The organism is Jannaschia sp. Os4, assembly GCF_016820245.1.
Lineage (GTDB): Bacteria > Pseudomonadota > Alphaproteobacteria > Rhodobacterales > Rhodobacteraceae > Jannaschia.
Map to the genome: position 1 here is coordinate 267,010 of NZ_JAFCAR010000001.1, position 14,922 is coordinate 281,931.

A 14,922-nucleotide genomic window follows, 5' to 3' on the forward strand; every position below is an offset into this window, starting at 1 on the left:
TCGGGAACTGTCTGAGGTTGGGCGCCCCCTACGCCCCTCCGTCCGCGATTGACAGGGGGGCGGGCCGGGCCATCCTGCGGGAGGGGCAGGGAGAAGGCGGATGCGGAAGCTTGGCGTGATCGGCGGATCGGGGGTCTACGCGGTCGAGGGGCTGGCCGACACGCGCACGCGCGCCGTCGACACGCCGTGGGGCATGCCGTCCGACGCGCTGACCGAAGGGGCCGTGGACGGGGTGGAGGTGGCCTTCCTCCCCCGCCACGGGCGCGGCCACGTCCACTCCCCCTCGGAGGTGCCGTTCCGCGCCAACGTCGCCGCGCTGAAGATGGCGGGCTGCACCGACGTGCTGGCCGTCTCGGCCGTGGGGTCGTTCCGCGAGGAGATGGCGCCGGGCCACTTCGTGGCGGTCGATCAGTTCGTGGACCGGACCAAGGGCCGGGCGCGGTCCTTCTTCGGGACGGGTTGCGTGGCGCACGTGTCGCTGGCGCACCCCACCTGCGCGCGCCTGTCGGCGCTAGCGGCCGGGGCCGCGCGGGAGGCGGGCGCCACGGTGCACGACGCGGGCACCTACCTCGCGATGGAGGGGCCGGCCTTCTCGACGGTGGCCGAGTCGCGCCTCTACCGATCGTGGGGCTGCGACGTGATCGGGATGACCAACATGCCCGAGGCCGCGCTCTGCCGGGAGGCGGAGATGTGCTACGCGGCCCTCGCGATGGTGACGGACTACGACTCGTGGCACCCCGAGCACGACACCGTGGACATCGCGGCCATCGTCGCCACGCTGGGCGGCAACGCCGCCCGTGCCCGCGCCACCGTCGCCGCCATGCCCGCGCGCCTCGCCGACGACGGCCCCTGCCCCCACGGCTGCGACCGCGCGCTGGAGCATGCCGTGATGACCAAGCCCGAGGCCCGCGACCCCGCCCTCGTGGACCGGCTGCGCGCCGTGGCGGGCCGCGTCCTGTGAGGTGGCTGCTCGCGGCGCTCCTCGCCGTCCCGGCCCACGCGCAGGAGTTCGTGGAGGTCGATCGGCGCCTCACGGACGCCGAGTTCCACCGCCTCGTGGCCTGCGGCGCCCGTCCGGGCCTCGGCTGCACCAAGCCCTTCGTCCGCTGGCCCGACGCGGCGCGCGACCCGCTGACCGTGGGGTTCGCGGAAGGGCTGGACATGCTCCGCGACTACCAACGCGCGCTGTTCGAGGCGGGCCTGTCCCGCGTGGTGGAGGAGGTGAACGGCGTCGGCGCGGGCATCCGGCTGCGACGCGACGACGACGCCCCCGACGTCGCCATCCACGTCGTCCCCACGCCGCCCGGCCTCGAGATCGCGGGCACCGGGGTCGAGGCGCTGGACGGGCGCCCCCTGCCGCTCGCGCTCGTGGCGGTCCGCCGGAGCCGCGACGCGCCCGACCTCATCGCCGAGGCCGACATCGCCATCTCCCGCCACATCCGCCGCCGGGAGATCGGGCCGGTGCTCTTGGAGGAGGTGGTGCAGGCGCTCGGCCTGCTCACGGATGTGGCGGGGGCTGTCTATCACCGCTCGGTCTTCTATGAGAGCGGCAACTCGGTGCCCTTCCTGCGCGGGCAGGACGCGGCCGCCCTGCGCCTGCACTACCCTCCGGAGGGCTGACCTTGGACCACCGCGCCGTCGCCGACTACATCCGCACGATCCCCGACTTCCCCCACGAGGGGATCCTGTTCCGGGACGTCACCACCCTCTTCGCCGACCCGCGGGGCCTGCGCCTCGCCGTGGACCAGCTGCTCGCGCCCTTCGCAGGGCAGACCATCGACGCGGTGGCGGGGCTGGAGGCGCGGGGCTTCATCCTCGGGGGAGCGGTGGCGCACCAGCTGGGGACCGGGTTCGTGCCGCTGCGCAAGAAGGGCAAGCTGCCCGGCGCGACCTACGAGCAGGACTACGCGCTGGAGTACGGCACCGCGACCTTGGAGGTGCACCGCGACGCGCTGGAGCCCGGCGCGCGCGTGCTGATCGTGGACGACCTTCTGGCGACGGGCGGGACGGCCAAGGCGGGGATCGAGCTGATGGACCGGCTGGGCGCCGAGGTCGTCGCCTGCGCCTTCGTGGTGGAGCTGCCCGAGCTGGGCGGGCGGGGCGTGGTCGAGGGGATGGGCCATTCGGTCCACGCGCTCTGCGCCTTCGACGGGGCGTGACCGTCGGCCGTTAACCCTCCGTTCACCCGAATCGGGTCTGCGTGGCGCAGCGGCGATGCAGACCGCCGCGTCCCCCCACGCCCCGCCGGTTCCCCTCCGGCGGGGCGTATTCCGTCACCGCGCCCTGAGCACCGCGCCGGGGTTCATGATCCCCTTCGGGTCCAGCGCGCCCTTTATCGCGCGCATCGCCGCCAGCTTCACCGGATCGACGTAGCGCTCCAAGTCGTCCACCTTGAGCCGCCCCACCCCGTGCTCGGCGCTGACGGACCCGCCGAACCGGTGGACCACGTCGTGCACCGCCCGCTTGATCGCGTCGCGCCGGTCCTCGTGATCGGCCCGGCTCTCGCCCGGGACGGGGAACACGTTGAAGTGCAGGTTGCCGTCGCCCACGTGGCCGAAGCAGTTGATGCGGAACCGTCCCACCGCCGCGACCGCCGCCGTCGCCTCGGGGATGAAGGCGGGGATCGCCGCCGTGGGCACGGAGATGTCGTGGCTGCTGACCGCGCCGACCTTGCGGTTGGCCAGCGGGATCGACTCGCGCACCGCCCACATCTCCGCGCGCTGCCCCTCGGACTGCGCGACCACCCCGTCCGAGACGAGCCCCGCCTCCGTCCCCGCCTCGAACAGGTCGAGGAGCGCGGCCTCGGGGTCGCCGGAGGCCGACAGGCCGAGGTCGATCAGCACCGACCAGTCGGGGCGGCCCAGCGGCAGGCGCACGTCCGGCATGTGCTCCGCCAGCGCGTCGAGGCCGAAGCGCCCGATCAGCTCGAAGGCCGAGACGCCCTCGCCGATGCGGTCGCGCGCGAGGTTGAGCAGGTCCAGCGCCGCCGCGGGGTCGCGCACGACCATCATCGCCGCTCCCGCCTTCGCAGGGCGCGGATGCAGGCGCAGCGTGGCCGCCGTGATGATGCCCAGCGTCCCCTCGGCCCCGATCATCAGGTGGCGCAGGTCGTAGCCGGTGTTGTTCTTCCGCAGGGGCGACAGCCCCCGCAGGACCGACCCGTCGGGCAGCACCGCCTCCAGCCCGAGGCAGAGGTCGCGCGCGTTCCCGTAGCGCAGCACGTTCACGCCCCCCGCGTTGGTCGCCATCACCCCGCCGATCCGGGCGCTGCCTTGGCTCGCGATGGTCAGCGGGAACAGGCGGTCCACCCCCTCCGCCGCCTCCTGCGCGGCCTGCAGCGTCACGCCCGCCTCGGCCACCAGCGCGTTCTCGGTCGCGTCCACCTCGCGGATGGCGGACATGCGCTCCAGCGACAGGATCACCGGCTCCAGATCGCCCGAGACCTGCCCACCGACCAGCCCCGTGCCCCCGCCATAGGGCACGACCGGCACGCCGTGCTCGGCACAGTGGGACACGACGCGCGCCACCTCCTCGGTCGAGGCGGGCGACACCAGCAGCCCGCCCCGCCCGGCCCACCGCCCCCGCGGCTCCTCGAGGTAGCGGGGCTGGAGGTTTGGGAAGGTCTTGGGCGGGAGGGCCGCGCGGAGGTCGGGCTCGATCTTGGAGAAGGCGGTCATTCATCCCTCAGGAAGCGCGGCGGCAGGACGATCACCGTGGGCCGGTCGGGCAGCGTGCGCAAGGAGACGTCGATGTGGGACTCCGCGCGGCGCTCGATCGGGAAGGTCCCCTCCATGTCGCGCAGGAAGGCCTGCAGCGTCCCCTCGCCGAACCAGTGCATCGGCAGGATCACCGAGGACCGCAGCCGCCCCAGCACGCGGATCAGCGTCTCGCGCGGCAGCGTCAGGCCCCCGTCCACCGGGGCCATCACGACGTCGAGGCGGCCCAGCGCGGCGTAGTCCTCGGGCGAGGGCTCGTGATGCAGGTGGCCCAGATGCCCGATGCACAGGCCGCCCACCTCGAACACGAAGATCGAGTTGCCGTTGTCCTCGCCCCCCTGCCCCGGGCGCAGGTCGGTCGAGACGGAGCGGACCAGCATCTCGCCCAAGTCGAGATGGTGGTCGGCGGGCTGGCCGGGCCGCTCGACGTTCCAGCCGGGCAGGATGTGGGGGATGTCCGGGTCGGGCGTGGGATCCCAATGGGTGATGTGGCCGCGGTTCATGGTGACGACGTCGGGCCGGGCGACCTGCCCGACGTAGCCGTTGAAGTCGGTCACGGCGCGCAGGCCGCCCGGGGTCTCCAGCATGAACATCGAGTGGTCCACGTAGGAGAGGCGGACCGTGAACGCGTCCGGCAGGGGCGCGCCGTATGCAACGCGGTGGACGTATTCGAGGCCCGGCGCCTGCGCGATGGCGATGCAGTGCGACGGGCGGCGGTCCTGCGCGGCGGCGGGCGCGGCGAGCAGCAGCAGGACAAGGAGCAGTCGGATCATGGGCGGGTGCCTCCTGCGGACAGGATAGCGGGTCCGCGGCGCGGAGACAGGGCGCGCTTCGCCGCGCCGCCGCACGAGCCGGGGCGGCGCGGTCCGCGCCCTAGAGGTCGTCCCAGCCCATCCCGCGCTTGGCCAGCTTGCGCGCGTAGGCCGTGCGCCAGCCTTCGAAGCCCCCCATCGCCGTCTGCTGCGCGCGCACCAGCGCGACGAAGCCGCGGCGCGCCTCACGGCCCTTGGCCGCCTTGCCCAGCCGCTTCTGCGCCTTCGTCATGGAGCAGGCGATGCAATGCGCCCCCGCCGGACCCGCGCGGCGGTAGCGGCACACGTCGATGCAGGGCGAGGGCGGCTTCCTCATCGCCCGGCCCGTCCGGCGCGCCCCTCGCCGCGCCCGGAAGGCCGCCGCATCTTGCCGGAGGGGCCGACGACGTGCCCCGCGATCCGAGGCGCCATCGGGACGTGGCCCCGCCCTCGGCGGCCCGCCCCGCCGCTCACCCCGCCTCCGTCCGGCCCCGCCGGTCGCCGCGCAGCATCGCGTAGAGGACATGGTTGCGCCATCGTCCCCCGATCTGGAGATAGCTCTGGGCGACGCCCTCGTACTTGAACCCCACCCGTTCCAAGAGCGCGCGGGAGGCGGCGTTCTCGGGCAGGCAGGCGGCCTCCAGACGCGACAGGTCGAGGCGGCCGAAGGCGTGGTGGCCGACCGCCTCGAGCGCCTCGCGCATGTAGCCCTGCCGCTGATGCCGCTCTCCGGTCCAGTAGCCCATCGTCCCGGTCTGCGACGGCCCCCGCCGGATGTTGTCCAGCGTCAGCGCGCCCAAGAGCGCGCCGTCCGCCTTGCGGGTCAGGAACAGCGCCACGGCGCTGCCCTGCGACCACGAGCGGTTGGCCCAGTAGACGCGGTTGGTGAACGCCTTGCGGCTGAGATGGTCCGGCGACCACCTCGGCTCCCAAGGCTGCAGCGCGTCGGCCGACTCGCGGCGAAGGTCCGCCCACTCGCGGAAGTCGCCGTGGACCGGCAGGCGAAGCAGCAGACGGTCCGTCTCGATCCTCGGCTTCCGCAGCCGTGCGAAGAGCATCAGGCGGCCAGCCGCCGGGCGAGGTCTCCCGCCTCGGGCGCGCCGTCCACCGGGCCGTAGAGGGCAAGGGCGGGCGTCTCGACGAGCAGCTTGGCGGCATGGGCCCGCAGCGTGGCCGCGTCCACCGAGTCGATGCGCTCAATCGCCTCCGACAGGGGGGGCACCCGGTCCCAGACGGCGAGGACGCGGGCCAGCCGCTCGGCCCGGGCCGAGGGGGATTCCAGACCCATCAGCATCCCGGACTTCATCTGCGCGCGGGCGCGGGCGGCCTCCACCTCGGTCATGTCGTCGGCGGCGCGGCGCAGCTCGTCGATCACCAGCTCCGACAGGCCCGCGACGTCGTCGCCGCCCGTGCCCGCGTAGATCGTCAGCAGGCCCGTGTCCGAGTAGGCGGCCACCGAGGCGAAGATCGAGTAGCACAGCCCCCGCTTCTCCCGCGCCTCTTGGAACAGCCGCGAGGACATGCCGCCGCCCAAGGCGCCCGCGAAGACCTGCGCCGCGTAGACCGCGTCGTCGCGGTAGCCGGGCTGCGGCAGGCCGAGGCAGAGATGCGCCTGCTCCAGCCCCTTCACGCGCCGCACCTCGCCCCCGGCGAAGCGCGCGGCGTCCGGGGTGGCCTGCGGGCGGGGCGTCAGGTGGCCGAACAGCGTCTCGGCCTGCCGCACGATGGCCTCGTGGTCGACGGCGCCGGCGGCGGCGAGGATGATCTGGTCCGGCCCGTAGTTCTGCGCCACAAAGCGGCGCAGGTCGTCCGCCCCGAAGGCGCGCACCCGCTCGGCCGGGCCAAGGATCGTGCGGCCCATCGGCTGCTCGGGGTAGGCGGCCTCCTGCAGCCAGTCGAAGACGATGTCGTCGGGGGTATCCAGCGCCTGCCCGATCTCCTGCAGGATGACGCCGCGCTCGACCTCGATCTCGCGCGGGTCGAAGACGGGGTCGAGCACGATGTCCGCGATCAGGTCCACGGCCAGCGGCACGTCGTCGCCCAGAACGCGGGCATAGTAGGCCGTCACCTCGCGGGACGTGTAGGCGTTGATGTAGCCGCCGACGTCCTCGATCTCCTCGGCGATCCGCAGCGCGGTGCGCCGGGTCGTGCCCTTGAAGGCCATGTGCTCGAGGAAGTGGGCGACGCCGTTCTGGTCCGGCGTCTCGTGGCGTCCGCCCGCGCCGATCCAGACGCCCACGGCAGCGCTCTCCATCGAGGGCATGTCCTCGGTCACGACGCGGACGCCGTTGGGCAGGCGGTGGACGTGGATCATGCCGCGACGCCCAGCCGGTCGTCTATAAGCGTCTCGAGCGCGTCGAGGTCGTTCTCGACCCGCGTGACCCGCTCGGGCCGGTCGTAGAGGTCGGCCATGCGGGGCGGCAGCGGCGGGCGGATTCCCGTGGCGGCCTCGACGGCGTCGGGGAACTTGGCCGGGTGCGCGGTGGCCAGCGTGACCATCGGCGCGGCGCCCAGATGCTGCTGCGCCACGTGCCAGCCCACGGCGGTATGGGGGCAGAGCAGCTCGCCCGTCGTGTCGAGCGCGGCCTTGATCGCAGCCGAGGTCTCCTCCTCCGAGGCGCGGCCCGAGGCGTAGGTCTCGCGCAGCGCCTCCAGCGCGCCCTGCGAAACCGCAAACCCCCCAGCCTTTTGTTCCGCCATCAACTGCCGGATCGCGGCGCCGTCGCCGCCATAGGCGAGGTGCAGCGCGCGCTCGAAGTTGGACGACACCTGGATGTCCATCGACGGCGAGATGGTCGGGAACACCTCCCCCAGCCGGTGCTCGCCCGTCGCCAGCGTCCGGTGCAGGATGTCGTTGCGGTTCGTCGCCACCACCAGCGTCTCGATGGGCAGTCCCATCCGTTTGGCGATGTGGCCCGCGAAGACGTCGCCGAAGTTGCCCGTGGGCACGGCGAAGGAGATGCTGCGGTGCGGCGCGCCCAGCGCCGTCGCGGCGGTGAAGTAGTAGACCACCTGCGCCAGCACGCGGGCGAAGTTGATCGAGTTCACCCCCGCAAGCCGCACCCGGTCGCGGAAGGCGAGGTCGTTGAACATGTCCTTCACGCGCGCTTGGCAGTCGTCGAAATGACCCGTGACGGCCAGCGCGTGGACGTTGTCAGCGGCAGGCGTCGTCATCTGGCGGCGCTGCACCTCGGACACGCGGCCATGCGGGTAGAGGATGAAGACGTCCGTCCCCGGCTGGCCCGCGAAGGCCTCGATCGCCGCGGATCCCGTGTCGCCGGAGGTGGCGCCGACGATGGTCACCCGCTCGCCCCGGCGGGCGAGGGACTTGGCGAACATGCGGCCGATCAGCTGCATGGCGAAGTCCTTGAAGGCCAAGGTCGGTCCGTGGAACAGCTCGCACAGGAAGTGGTCCGGCCCGATCTGGCGCAGGGGCGCGCGGGCGGGGTGGCCGAAGCCCGCGTAGGCGTCGCGCACCATTTCGGCCAGCTCGTCCTCGGAGAAGGCGTCGGCCACGAAGGGGGCCATGACGCGGACGGCCACCTCCTCGTAGGGCTTGCCCGCCAGCGCCGCGATCTCGTCGTGCGCCATCACCGGCACATCGGCGGGCACGTAGAGGCCGCCGTCGCGGGCGAGCCCGGTCAGCATCGTGTCCTCGAAGCCCAGGTCGGGGGCCTCGCCGCGGGTGGAGACGTAGCGCATGTCGGTCCTTCAGGAGGTGCGGCGCCTGATACGCCACACCCAGTAGAGTGTCATCCCCACCCAGACGAGGGCGAGGCCGAACCACTGGATCGCGTAGCCCATGTGGTTGTCGGGGATGCCCTCGGCCGAGACGGGGATGGGCGTGAAGGCGGTTGCGGGCGTCACCTCGCGGGCGACGAGCACGGGGGTCGAGAGCGCGGCGCGTCCGTCCTCGGGCCAGTCGAGGTTGCCCTCGACCCGCAGGACGGTGCCCGGCGGCGGCGCGTCCTGCGCGGCGGCGGCGGGGTCGGTGCCGGGTGCCCAACTCCGGACGCCGAGGTCGAGCGGGATGGACGCCGCGCCGACGCGCAGCGGCACCACCGCGCGCACCCCCGCGCCGAAGCCGCGCCACGTGTCGAACACCGCGATGGCGGGGCCGTCCACCACGCCCTCGACCGCGACCGGCAGGTAGAGATCCGCCGGGCTGCGCGGCGCGGGGGGCAGATCGACCGGCGCCTCGGTGAGCCGGGCCTCGATGGCGGCGAGGGTCGCGTCCTTCTCGGCCGCGCGGCCGAGTTGCCAGATGCCGAGCGACACGAGGACCGCGGCCCCGGCGAGGCCGAGGATCAGGGGGAAGATCAGGCGCATCGCGCTCCCTTCATGCGAAGCGGCGCCCGCAGGCGCCGCCAAGCCTCGACGCGGAGGCCCGCGCAGTCCCGTGGGCGGGCGCTCAGCCGCCCCAGACGTAGACGGCGGCGAAGAGGAACAGCCAGACGACGTCGACGAAGTGCCAGTACCACGCGGCGGCCTCGAAGCCGATGTGCTTCTCGGGGGTGAAGTGCCCCTGCTGCAGCCGCCAGAGGCATACCGCGAGGAAGACCGTCCCGATGATGACGTGCGCCCCGTGGAAGCCCGTCGCCATGAAGAAGTTCGCCCCGTAGATGTTGCCGCCGAAGCCGAAGGCCGCGTGGCTGTACTCGTAGGCTTGGAAGCCGGTGAAGATCACGCCGAGCACGATGGCGAGGATCAGGCCCCACTTCATGTCCGAGCGGTTGTCCTCGTGCACGAGCGCGTGGTGCGCCCACGTGGCCGCCGCGCCCGAGCAGAGCAGGATCAGCGTGTTGATCAGCGGCAGGTGCCACGGGTCGAAGGTCTCGATGCCGGCGGGGGGCCAGACGCCGTCCACCATCGGGGCCTCGGGGCCCATCGGGTAGATGGCGTGCTTGAAGAACGACCAGAACCACGCCGCGAAGAACATCACCTCGGACATGATGAAGAAGATGAAGCCGTAGCGCAGGCCGATGCGGACGACGGGCGTGTGGTCGCCCGCGTTCGATTCGCGGATCACGTCGGCCCACCAGACCACCATCACCGCGAGGACGCCGACGAAGCCCGCGAGGAACAGCCACGGATGGTTGTTCTCGACGTTGGGCGACATCCAGATGACGCCGCCGACGAGCATGAAGAAGGCCGCGACGGCGCCGAGGAACGGCCAGACCGAGGGCGGGATGATGTGATAGTCGTGGTTCTTGGCGTGCGCCATGGTCGGTCCCTCAGTTGGTCTCGGGGTCGGCGCGCCCGGGGGTCGGGTAGGCCGCCGCGTATTCGTCCGGCATGTCCATCACGTGGAACGTGTAGGACAGGGTGATCTCGGGCATCCACTTGGTCTCGGGGTCGTCCACGACCTCCGGGTCCACGTAGAAGGTGACGGGCATGGTGACCGACTCGCCGGGCTGGAGCACCTGCTCCTCGAAGCAGAAGCAGTCGATCTTCACGAAGTGCGCCCCCGCCGCGAAGGGCGCGACGTTGTAGGAGGCCGTGCCCGCGACGGGCCGGTCTGTCGGGTTCGTCGCCTCGTAGAAGGCGAGGTGGGTCTCGCCGATGCGAACCTCCATCTCGCGCTGGACGGGCTTGAACTCCCACGGCATCCCGCGCTCCCGCGAGGCGTCGAAGCGGACCTTGATCGTCCGGTCGAGGATCTCGGGCGCGCCGCCGTCGGCCACCTGCGTGGTGCCGCCGTAGCCCGTCACCCGGCAGAACAGGTCGTAGAGCGGCACCGACGCCCAGCCGAGCGAGCCCATGCCCACCACCACGGCCACCGCGCCCGCGACGACGCGCTGGTTGTCCGTCAGGCTGCGCCACCACCGCGTCATCCGTCCGTCCCCTCGTCCGCCTCGATGGCCAGCTGCGGGCGCACCACGTGGTCGAACGCCTCCGAGAAGCCGCCGGTGCGGACCTTCACCACCGTCAGCGCGAACACCACGACGATCATGCCCAGCAGCGCGGCGAGCACACCCATGTTCCGGCCCTTGCGGCGGGTGTGTACCTCGTGGAGCGGCTCGATCCGCGGCGGGGCCATGTCACCAGCCTCCCATCGGGAGCAGCGCCTCGACGCCGATCACGGCGAAGTGGACGAGCACGTAGACCAGCGACCACTTGAACAGCGCCTTCTCGGCGGCATGGCCGTCCTCGTGCGAGGCCGCGTCGTCGCAACGCCACACGATCCACGCGCGCTGCAGCCAGACGGCGTTCAGCACGGTGGCCACGGCGAGCGTCAGCGGCCCGCCGGCAGGGGACAGCGCGAAGGCCATGGAGACGGCGACCGTGACGACCGCCCAGGCCATCGCCTGTCGCCGGGTCTCGTTCCGCCCCTTGGTCACGGTGAGCATCGGGATGCCGGCGGCGTGGTAGTCGGTCTTCACGAACAGCGCGAGCGCCCAGAAATGCGTGGGTTGCCACGCGAAGAGCAGGCCGAAGAGCAGCGCCGCCTCCCACGAGACGCCGCCCGTGGCGACCGCCCAGCCGATCACCGGAGGCAGGGCGCCCGCCGCGCCGCCGATCACCGTGTTCCACTCCGTCGTGCGCTTAAGCCACATGGAGTAGATCACGGCATAGAAGAAGATGGTGAAGGCCAGCAGCCCGGCGGCGGCCCAGTTGGCCGCCAGCCCCAGCATCACCACCGAGAGGCCCGACAGCCCGAGGCCCACGGCCAGCGCGTCGTCGCGCGTCACCCGGCCCGCCGGGATCGGACGCTTGGCGGTGCGCTTCATCATCCCGTCGATGTCGTGGTCCACCCACATGTTGAGCGCGCCCGACGCCCCCGCGCCCAGCGCGATGAACAGTACCGCTATGGCGCCCAGCACCGGATGCACGCTGCCGGGCGCCGCCACGAGGCCCACGGCCGCCGTGAACACGCAAAGCGACATCAGCCGCGGCTTCAGGAGCGCGACGTAGTCGCCGAAGGCCGCCTCGTCGGAGGCGGCCCCAGCGGGTGCGATATGCAGGGAGGCGTCGGTCATGGGCCCGTCAGGTCACCACGCGGCGACCTCGCCGGCGCGGACCTCGTCGAGCCACGCGGCGTAGACCTCCTCGGAGACCACCTTCACGGTGATCGGCATGTAGGCGTGGGCGATGCCGCACAGCTCGGAGCACTGGCCGAAGTAGACACCCTCCTGCTCGGGGCGGAACCACAGCTGCGCGAGGCGGCCGGGGATGCCGTCCTGCTTCACGCCGAAGGCCGGGATCGTCCACGAGTGGATCACGTCGCCCGCCGTCACCTGCATGACGATGGTCTTGCCGACGGGCACAACGATGGAGGTGTCGGTGGCGAGCCGGAACGCGCTCTCGTCGTAGCCCAGCGCCGCGAGGTCGGCGAGCGCCTCCTCGGTCGGGCGGTGGTCGCCCGCGCCGATCATGTAGGAGGAGAACTGGATGTCCTCGTCGGGATACTCGTAGTCCCAGTACCACTGGTAGCCGGTGACCTTCACGACCACGTCGCCCTCGGGGATGCGCTGCTGGTCGAACAGGACCGGCAGGGAGAACGCGCCGATGCCCACGAGGATCAGGATCGGCACCACCGTCCACGTCACCTCGAGCGGCGAGTTGTGGGTGAAGGTCGCGGGATCCTGGTTCACCGAGCGGCGGTACTTCAGCACGACCCAGCCCAGCAGGCCCATGACGAAGAGCGTGATCAGCGTGATCACCACCAAGAGGCCGCCGTTCAGCGCGTGGATGTCGCGCGCCAGCGAGGTCGCGGCCGGCTGGAAGCCGATGCCGCCCGGCTGCGGCGCGCCGATCACCGGCAGGTCCTGCGGGATCACCGCCGACTGCGCGAGGGCCGCCGTGGAGAGCGTCGCCGAGGAGGTCAGGGCCGCGAGGCCCGCGAAGAATCGCGTCATAACTGTCATCCCGTCTCGGGGGGCCTAGTTGGTGGGCGCTCCGCCCACGGGGTCGTCCGGCCCGCCGCGTTCGGGGCCTATCACCACAACGCGGGGGTCGCGCGCAAGGCCCGGCGGCTAGGCGTCGCACCCGGACGAGGGGTGCCGTGGCGGCGGTGCATACCATCGTGTGCCGCGGTTCGCCGTTGCTCCGCGGCCGGTTCCGCGCCACCGTCGGCCCCATGCCGCCCGCGCCCGACGACGCATCCCACGACCGGCCTGCCGGATGCGTCGCGCCGACGCGGATCCGACCGATGCGCCCGCTCCTTCACGCCTCCGCGCTCCTCGCTCTCGCCGTCCTGACCCAGATCGGGGCATTGGCATGGCTCCTCGCCCTGCCCCCGTGCCGCCGGCCCCTCGCCTTTGCCGCCACCGCGGCCGCGCTCTACGCCGGCCTCGTCGCCTTCGCCCCGCTCGCCTCCCCGCGCGAGCGGCTGGGCTGCGGCGCCGGGGACGGGCTGGCGACGCCCGCGCTCTACTGCGTCCTGCCGCGCACCTACGCCGACCCGGAGATGGCGGCCTTGATGCGCGACCTCGCCGGCCACATGGCCACCCGCAATCCGGGGCGCCCGCCGGTCCTGCTGGACGCGGGGTTCCCGTTCCTCGACGGGATGCCGCTCCTGCCGCATCTCTCCCACGACGACGGCGAGAAGGCGGACCTCGCCCTGTGGTACGAGGGCGCGCGCCTCCGCTCGCCGTTGGGATACTTCGCCTTCGAGGACGGCCCGACGGACTGCCCCGCCGCGTGGCCGACGCTCCGCTGGGATCTCGACCTGCTGCAGCCGCTCTGGCGGGCGGCCCCGCTCGACGAGGCTGCCACGCGCGACGCGGTGGCATGGCTGCTCGACGACCCGCGGACCGGCAAGGTCCTGCTCGAGCCGCATCTGCAGCGCCGCCTCGGGCTGTCGCACCCGAAGCTGCGGTTCCAAGGCTGTCGCGCGGCGCGCCACGACGACCACATCCACGTGCAGCTCCGCTGACATCCCGCCGCCGCCGCCCTATCTCCGGGGTGACCCAGCCCCGAGGCCGCCGACATGACCCAAGACGCCCCCTTCCGCCCGTTCGACACCCATCTCGACCGCGAGGCGGCGCTCGGCATCGTGCGTGACGCGCTCGCCGGGGGCGAGGACGGGGAGCTGTTCCTCGAGCGGCGGCGCTCCGAGGTGCTGGTGTTCGACGACGGGCGGCTGAGGACCGCCTCCTTCGACGCCTCCGAGGGGATGGGCCTGCGCGCCGTGCGCGGCGAGGCGGCGGGCTACGCCCACACGACCGAACTGTCCGAGAGCGCGCTGCGCCGCGCCGCCGAGACCGCGCGGCTCGCCGTGGGCGACGGCGGCGGGACCATGGCGCCCCCGCCGCCGGGCACCAACCGCCGCCTCTACGGCGATGCGGACCCCGTGGCGGGCCGCCCCTTCGGCCTGAAGGTCGAGACGCTGCGTGAGATCGACGACTTCCTGCGCACGCTCGACCCGCGCGTGGTGCAGGTGACGGCCTCGATGGCCGCAAGCCTGCAGGAGATCGAGATCCTGCGGCCCGAGGGCGCGGAGCTGCGCGACGCGCGCCCGATGACCCGCCTCAACGTCTCGGTCATCGTCGAGCGCGACGGGCGCCGCGAGAGCGGCTCGGCCGGCGGCGGCGGGCGCGTCGGCCTCGACGGGCTGATGGAGCGCGACCACTGGGAGAGCGTGGCCCGCGAGGCGCTGCGCGTCGCCACCGTCAACCTCGACTCCGTCCCCGCCCCGGCGGGCGTCATGGACGTCGTCCTCGGGCCCGGCTGGCCCGGCATCCTGCTGCACGAGGCGGTGGGACATGGGCTGGAGGGCGACTTCAACCGCAAGGGCCAGTCGGCCTTCGCGGGCCTCATGGGCCAGCGGGTCGCCGCCCCCGGCGTCACCGTGCTGGACGACGGCACGATCCCCGACCGGCGCGGCAGCGTGACGATCGACGACGAGGGCACGCCGTCGTCGGCCACGATGCTGATCGAGGACGGCATCCTCGTAGGCTACATGCAGGACCGCCAGTCCGCCCGCCTGATGGGGGTCGAGCCCACGGGCAACGGGCGCCGCGAGAGCCACGCCCACGCGCCGATGACGCGGATGACGAACACCTACATGCTCGGCGGGGACGCGGACCCGGAGGACATCCTCGCGGGCCTGAAGGACGGCCTCTACGCCGTGGGCTTCGGCGGCGGGCAGGTCGACATCACCAATGGCAAGTTCGTGTTCTCCTGCACGGAGGCCTACCGCGTGCAGGACGGCGTCGTCGGCGCGCCGGTCAAGGGCGCGACCCTGATCGGCGACGGCGCGACCGCGATGACGCAGGTGCGCGGGATCGGCAACGACATGGCGCTGGACCCCGGCATGGGGAACTGCGGCAAGGCGGGGCAATGGGTGCCCGTGGGCGTGGGCCAGCCCACGCTGATGATCGGCGGGCTGACGGTGGGCGGCTCGGCGGCGTGATGCCACCGCCCCGGCGCGTCCGTTAACCTCCCGTTGGGATTCGGGGCGCTAGCCCTCG

The 14,922-nt window shown here is 72.7% G+C and carries 17 protein-coding genes; 5 read left to right on the top strand and 12 right to left on the bottom strand.

Annotated elements, in window-relative coordinates; translation table 11 throughout:
• Window positions 1-100: 100 nt before the first annotated feature.
• From JQC91_RS01330 to JQC91_RS01340, 3 genes are read left to right on the top strand one after another with little or no spacing between them, the layout of a single operon-like run.
• Window positions 101-961 (top strand): S-methyl-5'-thioadenosine phosphorylase, encoded by an 861-nt coding sequence (locus JQC91_RS01330; RefSeq protein WP_203284972.1) that lies wholly within the window; start codon window positions 101-103, stop codon window positions 959-961.
• Window positions 958-1,620 carry a DUF2927 domain-containing protein gene (locus tag JQC91_RS01335; protein WP_203284973.1) on the top strand — a complete coding sequence of 221 codons (663 nt, stop codon included), beginning with the start codon at window positions 958-960 and terminating at the stop codon, window positions 1,618-1,620. The genes JQC91_RS01330 and JQC91_RS01335 overlap by 4 nt, the downstream gene beginning before the upstream one ends.
• Complete coding sequence (locus JQC91_RS01340) at window positions 1,617-2,159, top strand: adenine phosphoribosyltransferase (protein ID WP_203285489.1); 543 nt, start codon at window positions 1,617-1,619, stop codon at window positions 2,157-2,159. The genes JQC91_RS01335 and JQC91_RS01340 overlap by 4 nt, the downstream gene beginning before the upstream one ends.
• 114 nt (window positions 2,160-2,273) lie before the next feature.
• Here JQC91_RS01340 and JQC91_RS01345 read toward each other — a convergent pair whose 3' ends face one another.
• From JQC91_RS01345 to coxB, 12 genes are all read right to left on the bottom strand, one after another.
• Window positions 2,274-3,677, bottom strand: a complete 1,404-nt coding sequence (locus JQC91_RS01345) for an FAD-binding oxidoreductase (protein WP_203284974.1) — start codon at window positions 3,675-3,677, stop codon at window positions 2,274-2,276.
• On the bottom strand, window positions 3,674-4,489 hold the full coding sequence (locus tag JQC91_RS01350; RefSeq protein WP_203284975.1) for an MBL fold metallo-hydrolase: 816 nt from the start codon (window positions 4,487-4,489) through the stop codon (window positions 3,674-3,676). Before JQC91_RS01350 ends, JQC91_RS01345 begins: the two co-directional genes overlap by 4 nt.
• 100 nt (window positions 4,490-4,589) lie before the next feature.
• Complete coding sequence (locus JQC91_RS01355) at window positions 4,590-4,844, bottom strand: DUF1289 domain-containing protein (protein WP_203284976.1); 255 nt, start codon at window positions 4,842-4,844, stop codon at window positions 4,590-4,592.
• A gap of 133 nt (window positions 4,845-4,977) precedes the next feature.
• The gene (locus JQC91_RS01360) at window positions 4,978-5,565 is read right to left on the bottom strand and encodes a GNAT family protein (protein WP_203284977.1); all 588 of its coding nucleotides are present in this window, start codon (window positions 5,563-5,565) and stop codon (window positions 4,978-4,980) included.
• Window positions 5,565-6,821 carry a pitrilysin family protein gene (locus tag JQC91_RS01365; RefSeq protein WP_203284978.1) on the bottom strand — a complete coding sequence of 419 codons (1,257 nt, stop codon included), beginning with the start codon at window positions 6,819-6,821 and terminating at the stop codon, window positions 5,565-5,567. The genes JQC91_RS01360 and JQC91_RS01365 overlap by 1 nt, the downstream gene beginning before the upstream one ends.
• On the bottom strand, window positions 6,818-8,209 hold the full coding sequence (thrC, locus tag JQC91_RS01370; protein ID WP_203284979.1) for a threonine synthase: 1,392 nt from the start codon (window positions 8,207-8,209) through the stop codon (window positions 6,818-6,820). Before thrC ends, JQC91_RS01365 begins: the two co-directional genes overlap by 4 nt.
• 9 nt (window positions 8,210-8,218) lie before the next feature.
• Window positions 8,219-8,836 (bottom strand): SURF1 family protein, encoded by a 618-nt coding sequence (locus tag JQC91_RS01375; protein WP_203284980.1) that lies wholly within the window; start codon window positions 8,834-8,836, stop codon window positions 8,219-8,221.
• A gap of 82 nt (window positions 8,837-8,918) precedes the next feature.
• Complete coding sequence (locus JQC91_RS01380) at window positions 8,919-9,731, bottom strand: cytochrome c oxidase subunit 3 (RefSeq protein ID WP_203284981.1); 813 nt, start codon at window positions 9,729-9,731, stop codon at window positions 8,919-8,921.
• Window positions 9,732-9,741: 10 nt separating this feature from the next.
• On the bottom strand, window positions 9,742-10,341 hold the full coding sequence (locus JQC91_RS01385) for a cytochrome c oxidase assembly protein (protein WP_203284982.1): 600 nt from the start codon (window positions 10,339-10,341) through the stop codon (window positions 9,742-9,744).
• Window positions 10,338-10,547 carry a hypothetical protein gene (locus JQC91_RS01390; RefSeq protein WP_203284983.1) on the bottom strand — a complete coding sequence of 70 codons (210 nt, stop codon included), beginning with the start codon at window positions 10,545-10,547 and terminating at the stop codon, window positions 10,338-10,340. Before JQC91_RS01390 ends, JQC91_RS01385 begins: the two co-directional genes overlap by 4 nt.
• A 1-nt stretch (window position 10,548) precedes the next feature.
• Complete coding sequence (gene cyoE / locus JQC91_RS01395) at window positions 10,549-11,487, bottom strand: heme o synthase (RefSeq protein WP_203284984.1); 939 nt, start codon at window positions 11,485-11,487, stop codon at window positions 10,549-10,551.
• A gap of 12 nt (window positions 11,488-11,499) precedes the next feature.
• Window positions 11,500-12,366, bottom strand: coding sequence for a cytochrome c oxidase subunit II (coxB, locus tag JQC91_RS01400; protein ID WP_203284985.1), 867 nt, complete (start codon window positions 12,364-12,366; stop codon window positions 11,500-11,502).
• A 293-nt stretch (window positions 12,367-12,659) separates the two neighbouring features.
• Between coxB and JQC91_RS01405 the strand changes: the two genes are divergently transcribed.
• Together JQC91_RS01405 and JQC91_RS01410 are read left to right on the top strand one after the other, a co-directional pair.
• Window positions 12,660-13,385: a hypothetical protein gene (locus JQC91_RS01405; RefSeq protein WP_203284986.1), complete on the top strand. Its 726-nt coding sequence runs from the start codon at window positions 12,660-12,662 to the stop codon at window positions 13,383-13,385.
• 54 nt (window positions 13,386-13,439) lie between these two features.
• Complete coding sequence (locus JQC91_RS01410; protein ID WP_203284987.1) at window positions 13,440-14,864, top strand: metallopeptidase TldD-related protein; 1,425 nt, start codon at window positions 13,440-13,442, stop codon at window positions 14,862-14,864.
• The last annotated feature ends 58 nt before the right edge of the window (window positions 14,865-14,922 follow it).

Coding starts and splice junctions, on each gene's coding strand:
- cyoE (WP_203284984.1), bottom strand. CDS start 11,487: ATGACCGACGCCTCCCTGCATATCGCACCCGCTGGGGCCGCCTCCGAC.
- JQC91_RS01345 (WP_203284974.1), bottom strand. CDS start 3,677: ATGACCGCCTTCTCCAAGATCGAGCCCGACCTCCGCGCGGCCCTCCCG.
- JQC91_RS01385 (WP_203284982.1), bottom strand. CDS start 10,341: ATGACGCGGTGGTGGCGCAGCCTGACGGACAACCAGCGCGTCGTCGCG.
- JQC91_RS01365 (WP_203284978.1), bottom strand. CDS start 6,821: ATGATCCACGTCCACCGCCTGCCCAACGGCGTCCGCGTCGTGACCGAG.
- JQC91_RS01330 (WP_203284972.1), top strand. CDS start 101: ATGCGGAAGCTTGGCGTGATCGGCGGATCGGGGGTCTACGCGGTCGAG.
- coxB (WP_203284985.1), bottom strand. CDS start 12,366: ATGACGCGATTCTTCGCGGGCCTCGCGGCCCTGACCTCCTCGGCGACG.
- JQC91_RS01355 (WP_203284976.1), bottom strand. CDS start 4,844: ATGAGGAAGCCGCCCTCGCCCTGCATCGACGTGTGCCGCTACCGCCGC.
- thrC (WP_203284979.1), bottom strand. CDS start 8,209: ATGCGCTACGTCTCCACCCGCGGCGAGGCCCCCGACCTGGGCTTCGAG.
- JQC91_RS01360 (WP_203284977.1), bottom strand. CDS start 5,565: ATGCTCTTCGCACGGCTGCGGAAGCCGAGGATCGAGACGGACCGTCTG.
- JQC91_RS01375 (WP_203284980.1), bottom strand. CDS start 8,836: ATGCGCCTGATCTTCCCCCTGATCCTCGGCCTCGCCGGGGCCGCGGTC.
- JQC91_RS01380 (WP_203284981.1), bottom strand. CDS start 9,731: ATGGCGCACGCCAAGAACCACGACTATCACATCATCCCGCCCTCGGTC.
- JQC91_RS01390 (WP_203284983.1), bottom strand. CDS start 10,547: ATGGCCCCGCCGCGGATCGAGCCGCTCCACGAGGTACACACCCGCCGC.
- JQC91_RS01350 (WP_203284975.1), bottom strand. CDS start 4,489: ATGATCCGACTGCTCCTTGTCCTGCTGCTGCTCGCCGCGCCCGCCGCC.
- JQC91_RS01410 (WP_203284987.1), top strand. CDS start 13,440: ATGACCCAAGACGCCCCCTTCCGCCCGTTCGACACCCATCTCGACCGC.
- JQC91_RS01405 (WP_203284986.1), top strand. CDS start 12,660: ATGCGCCCGCTCCTTCACGCCTCCGCGCTCCTCGCTCTCGCCGTCCTG.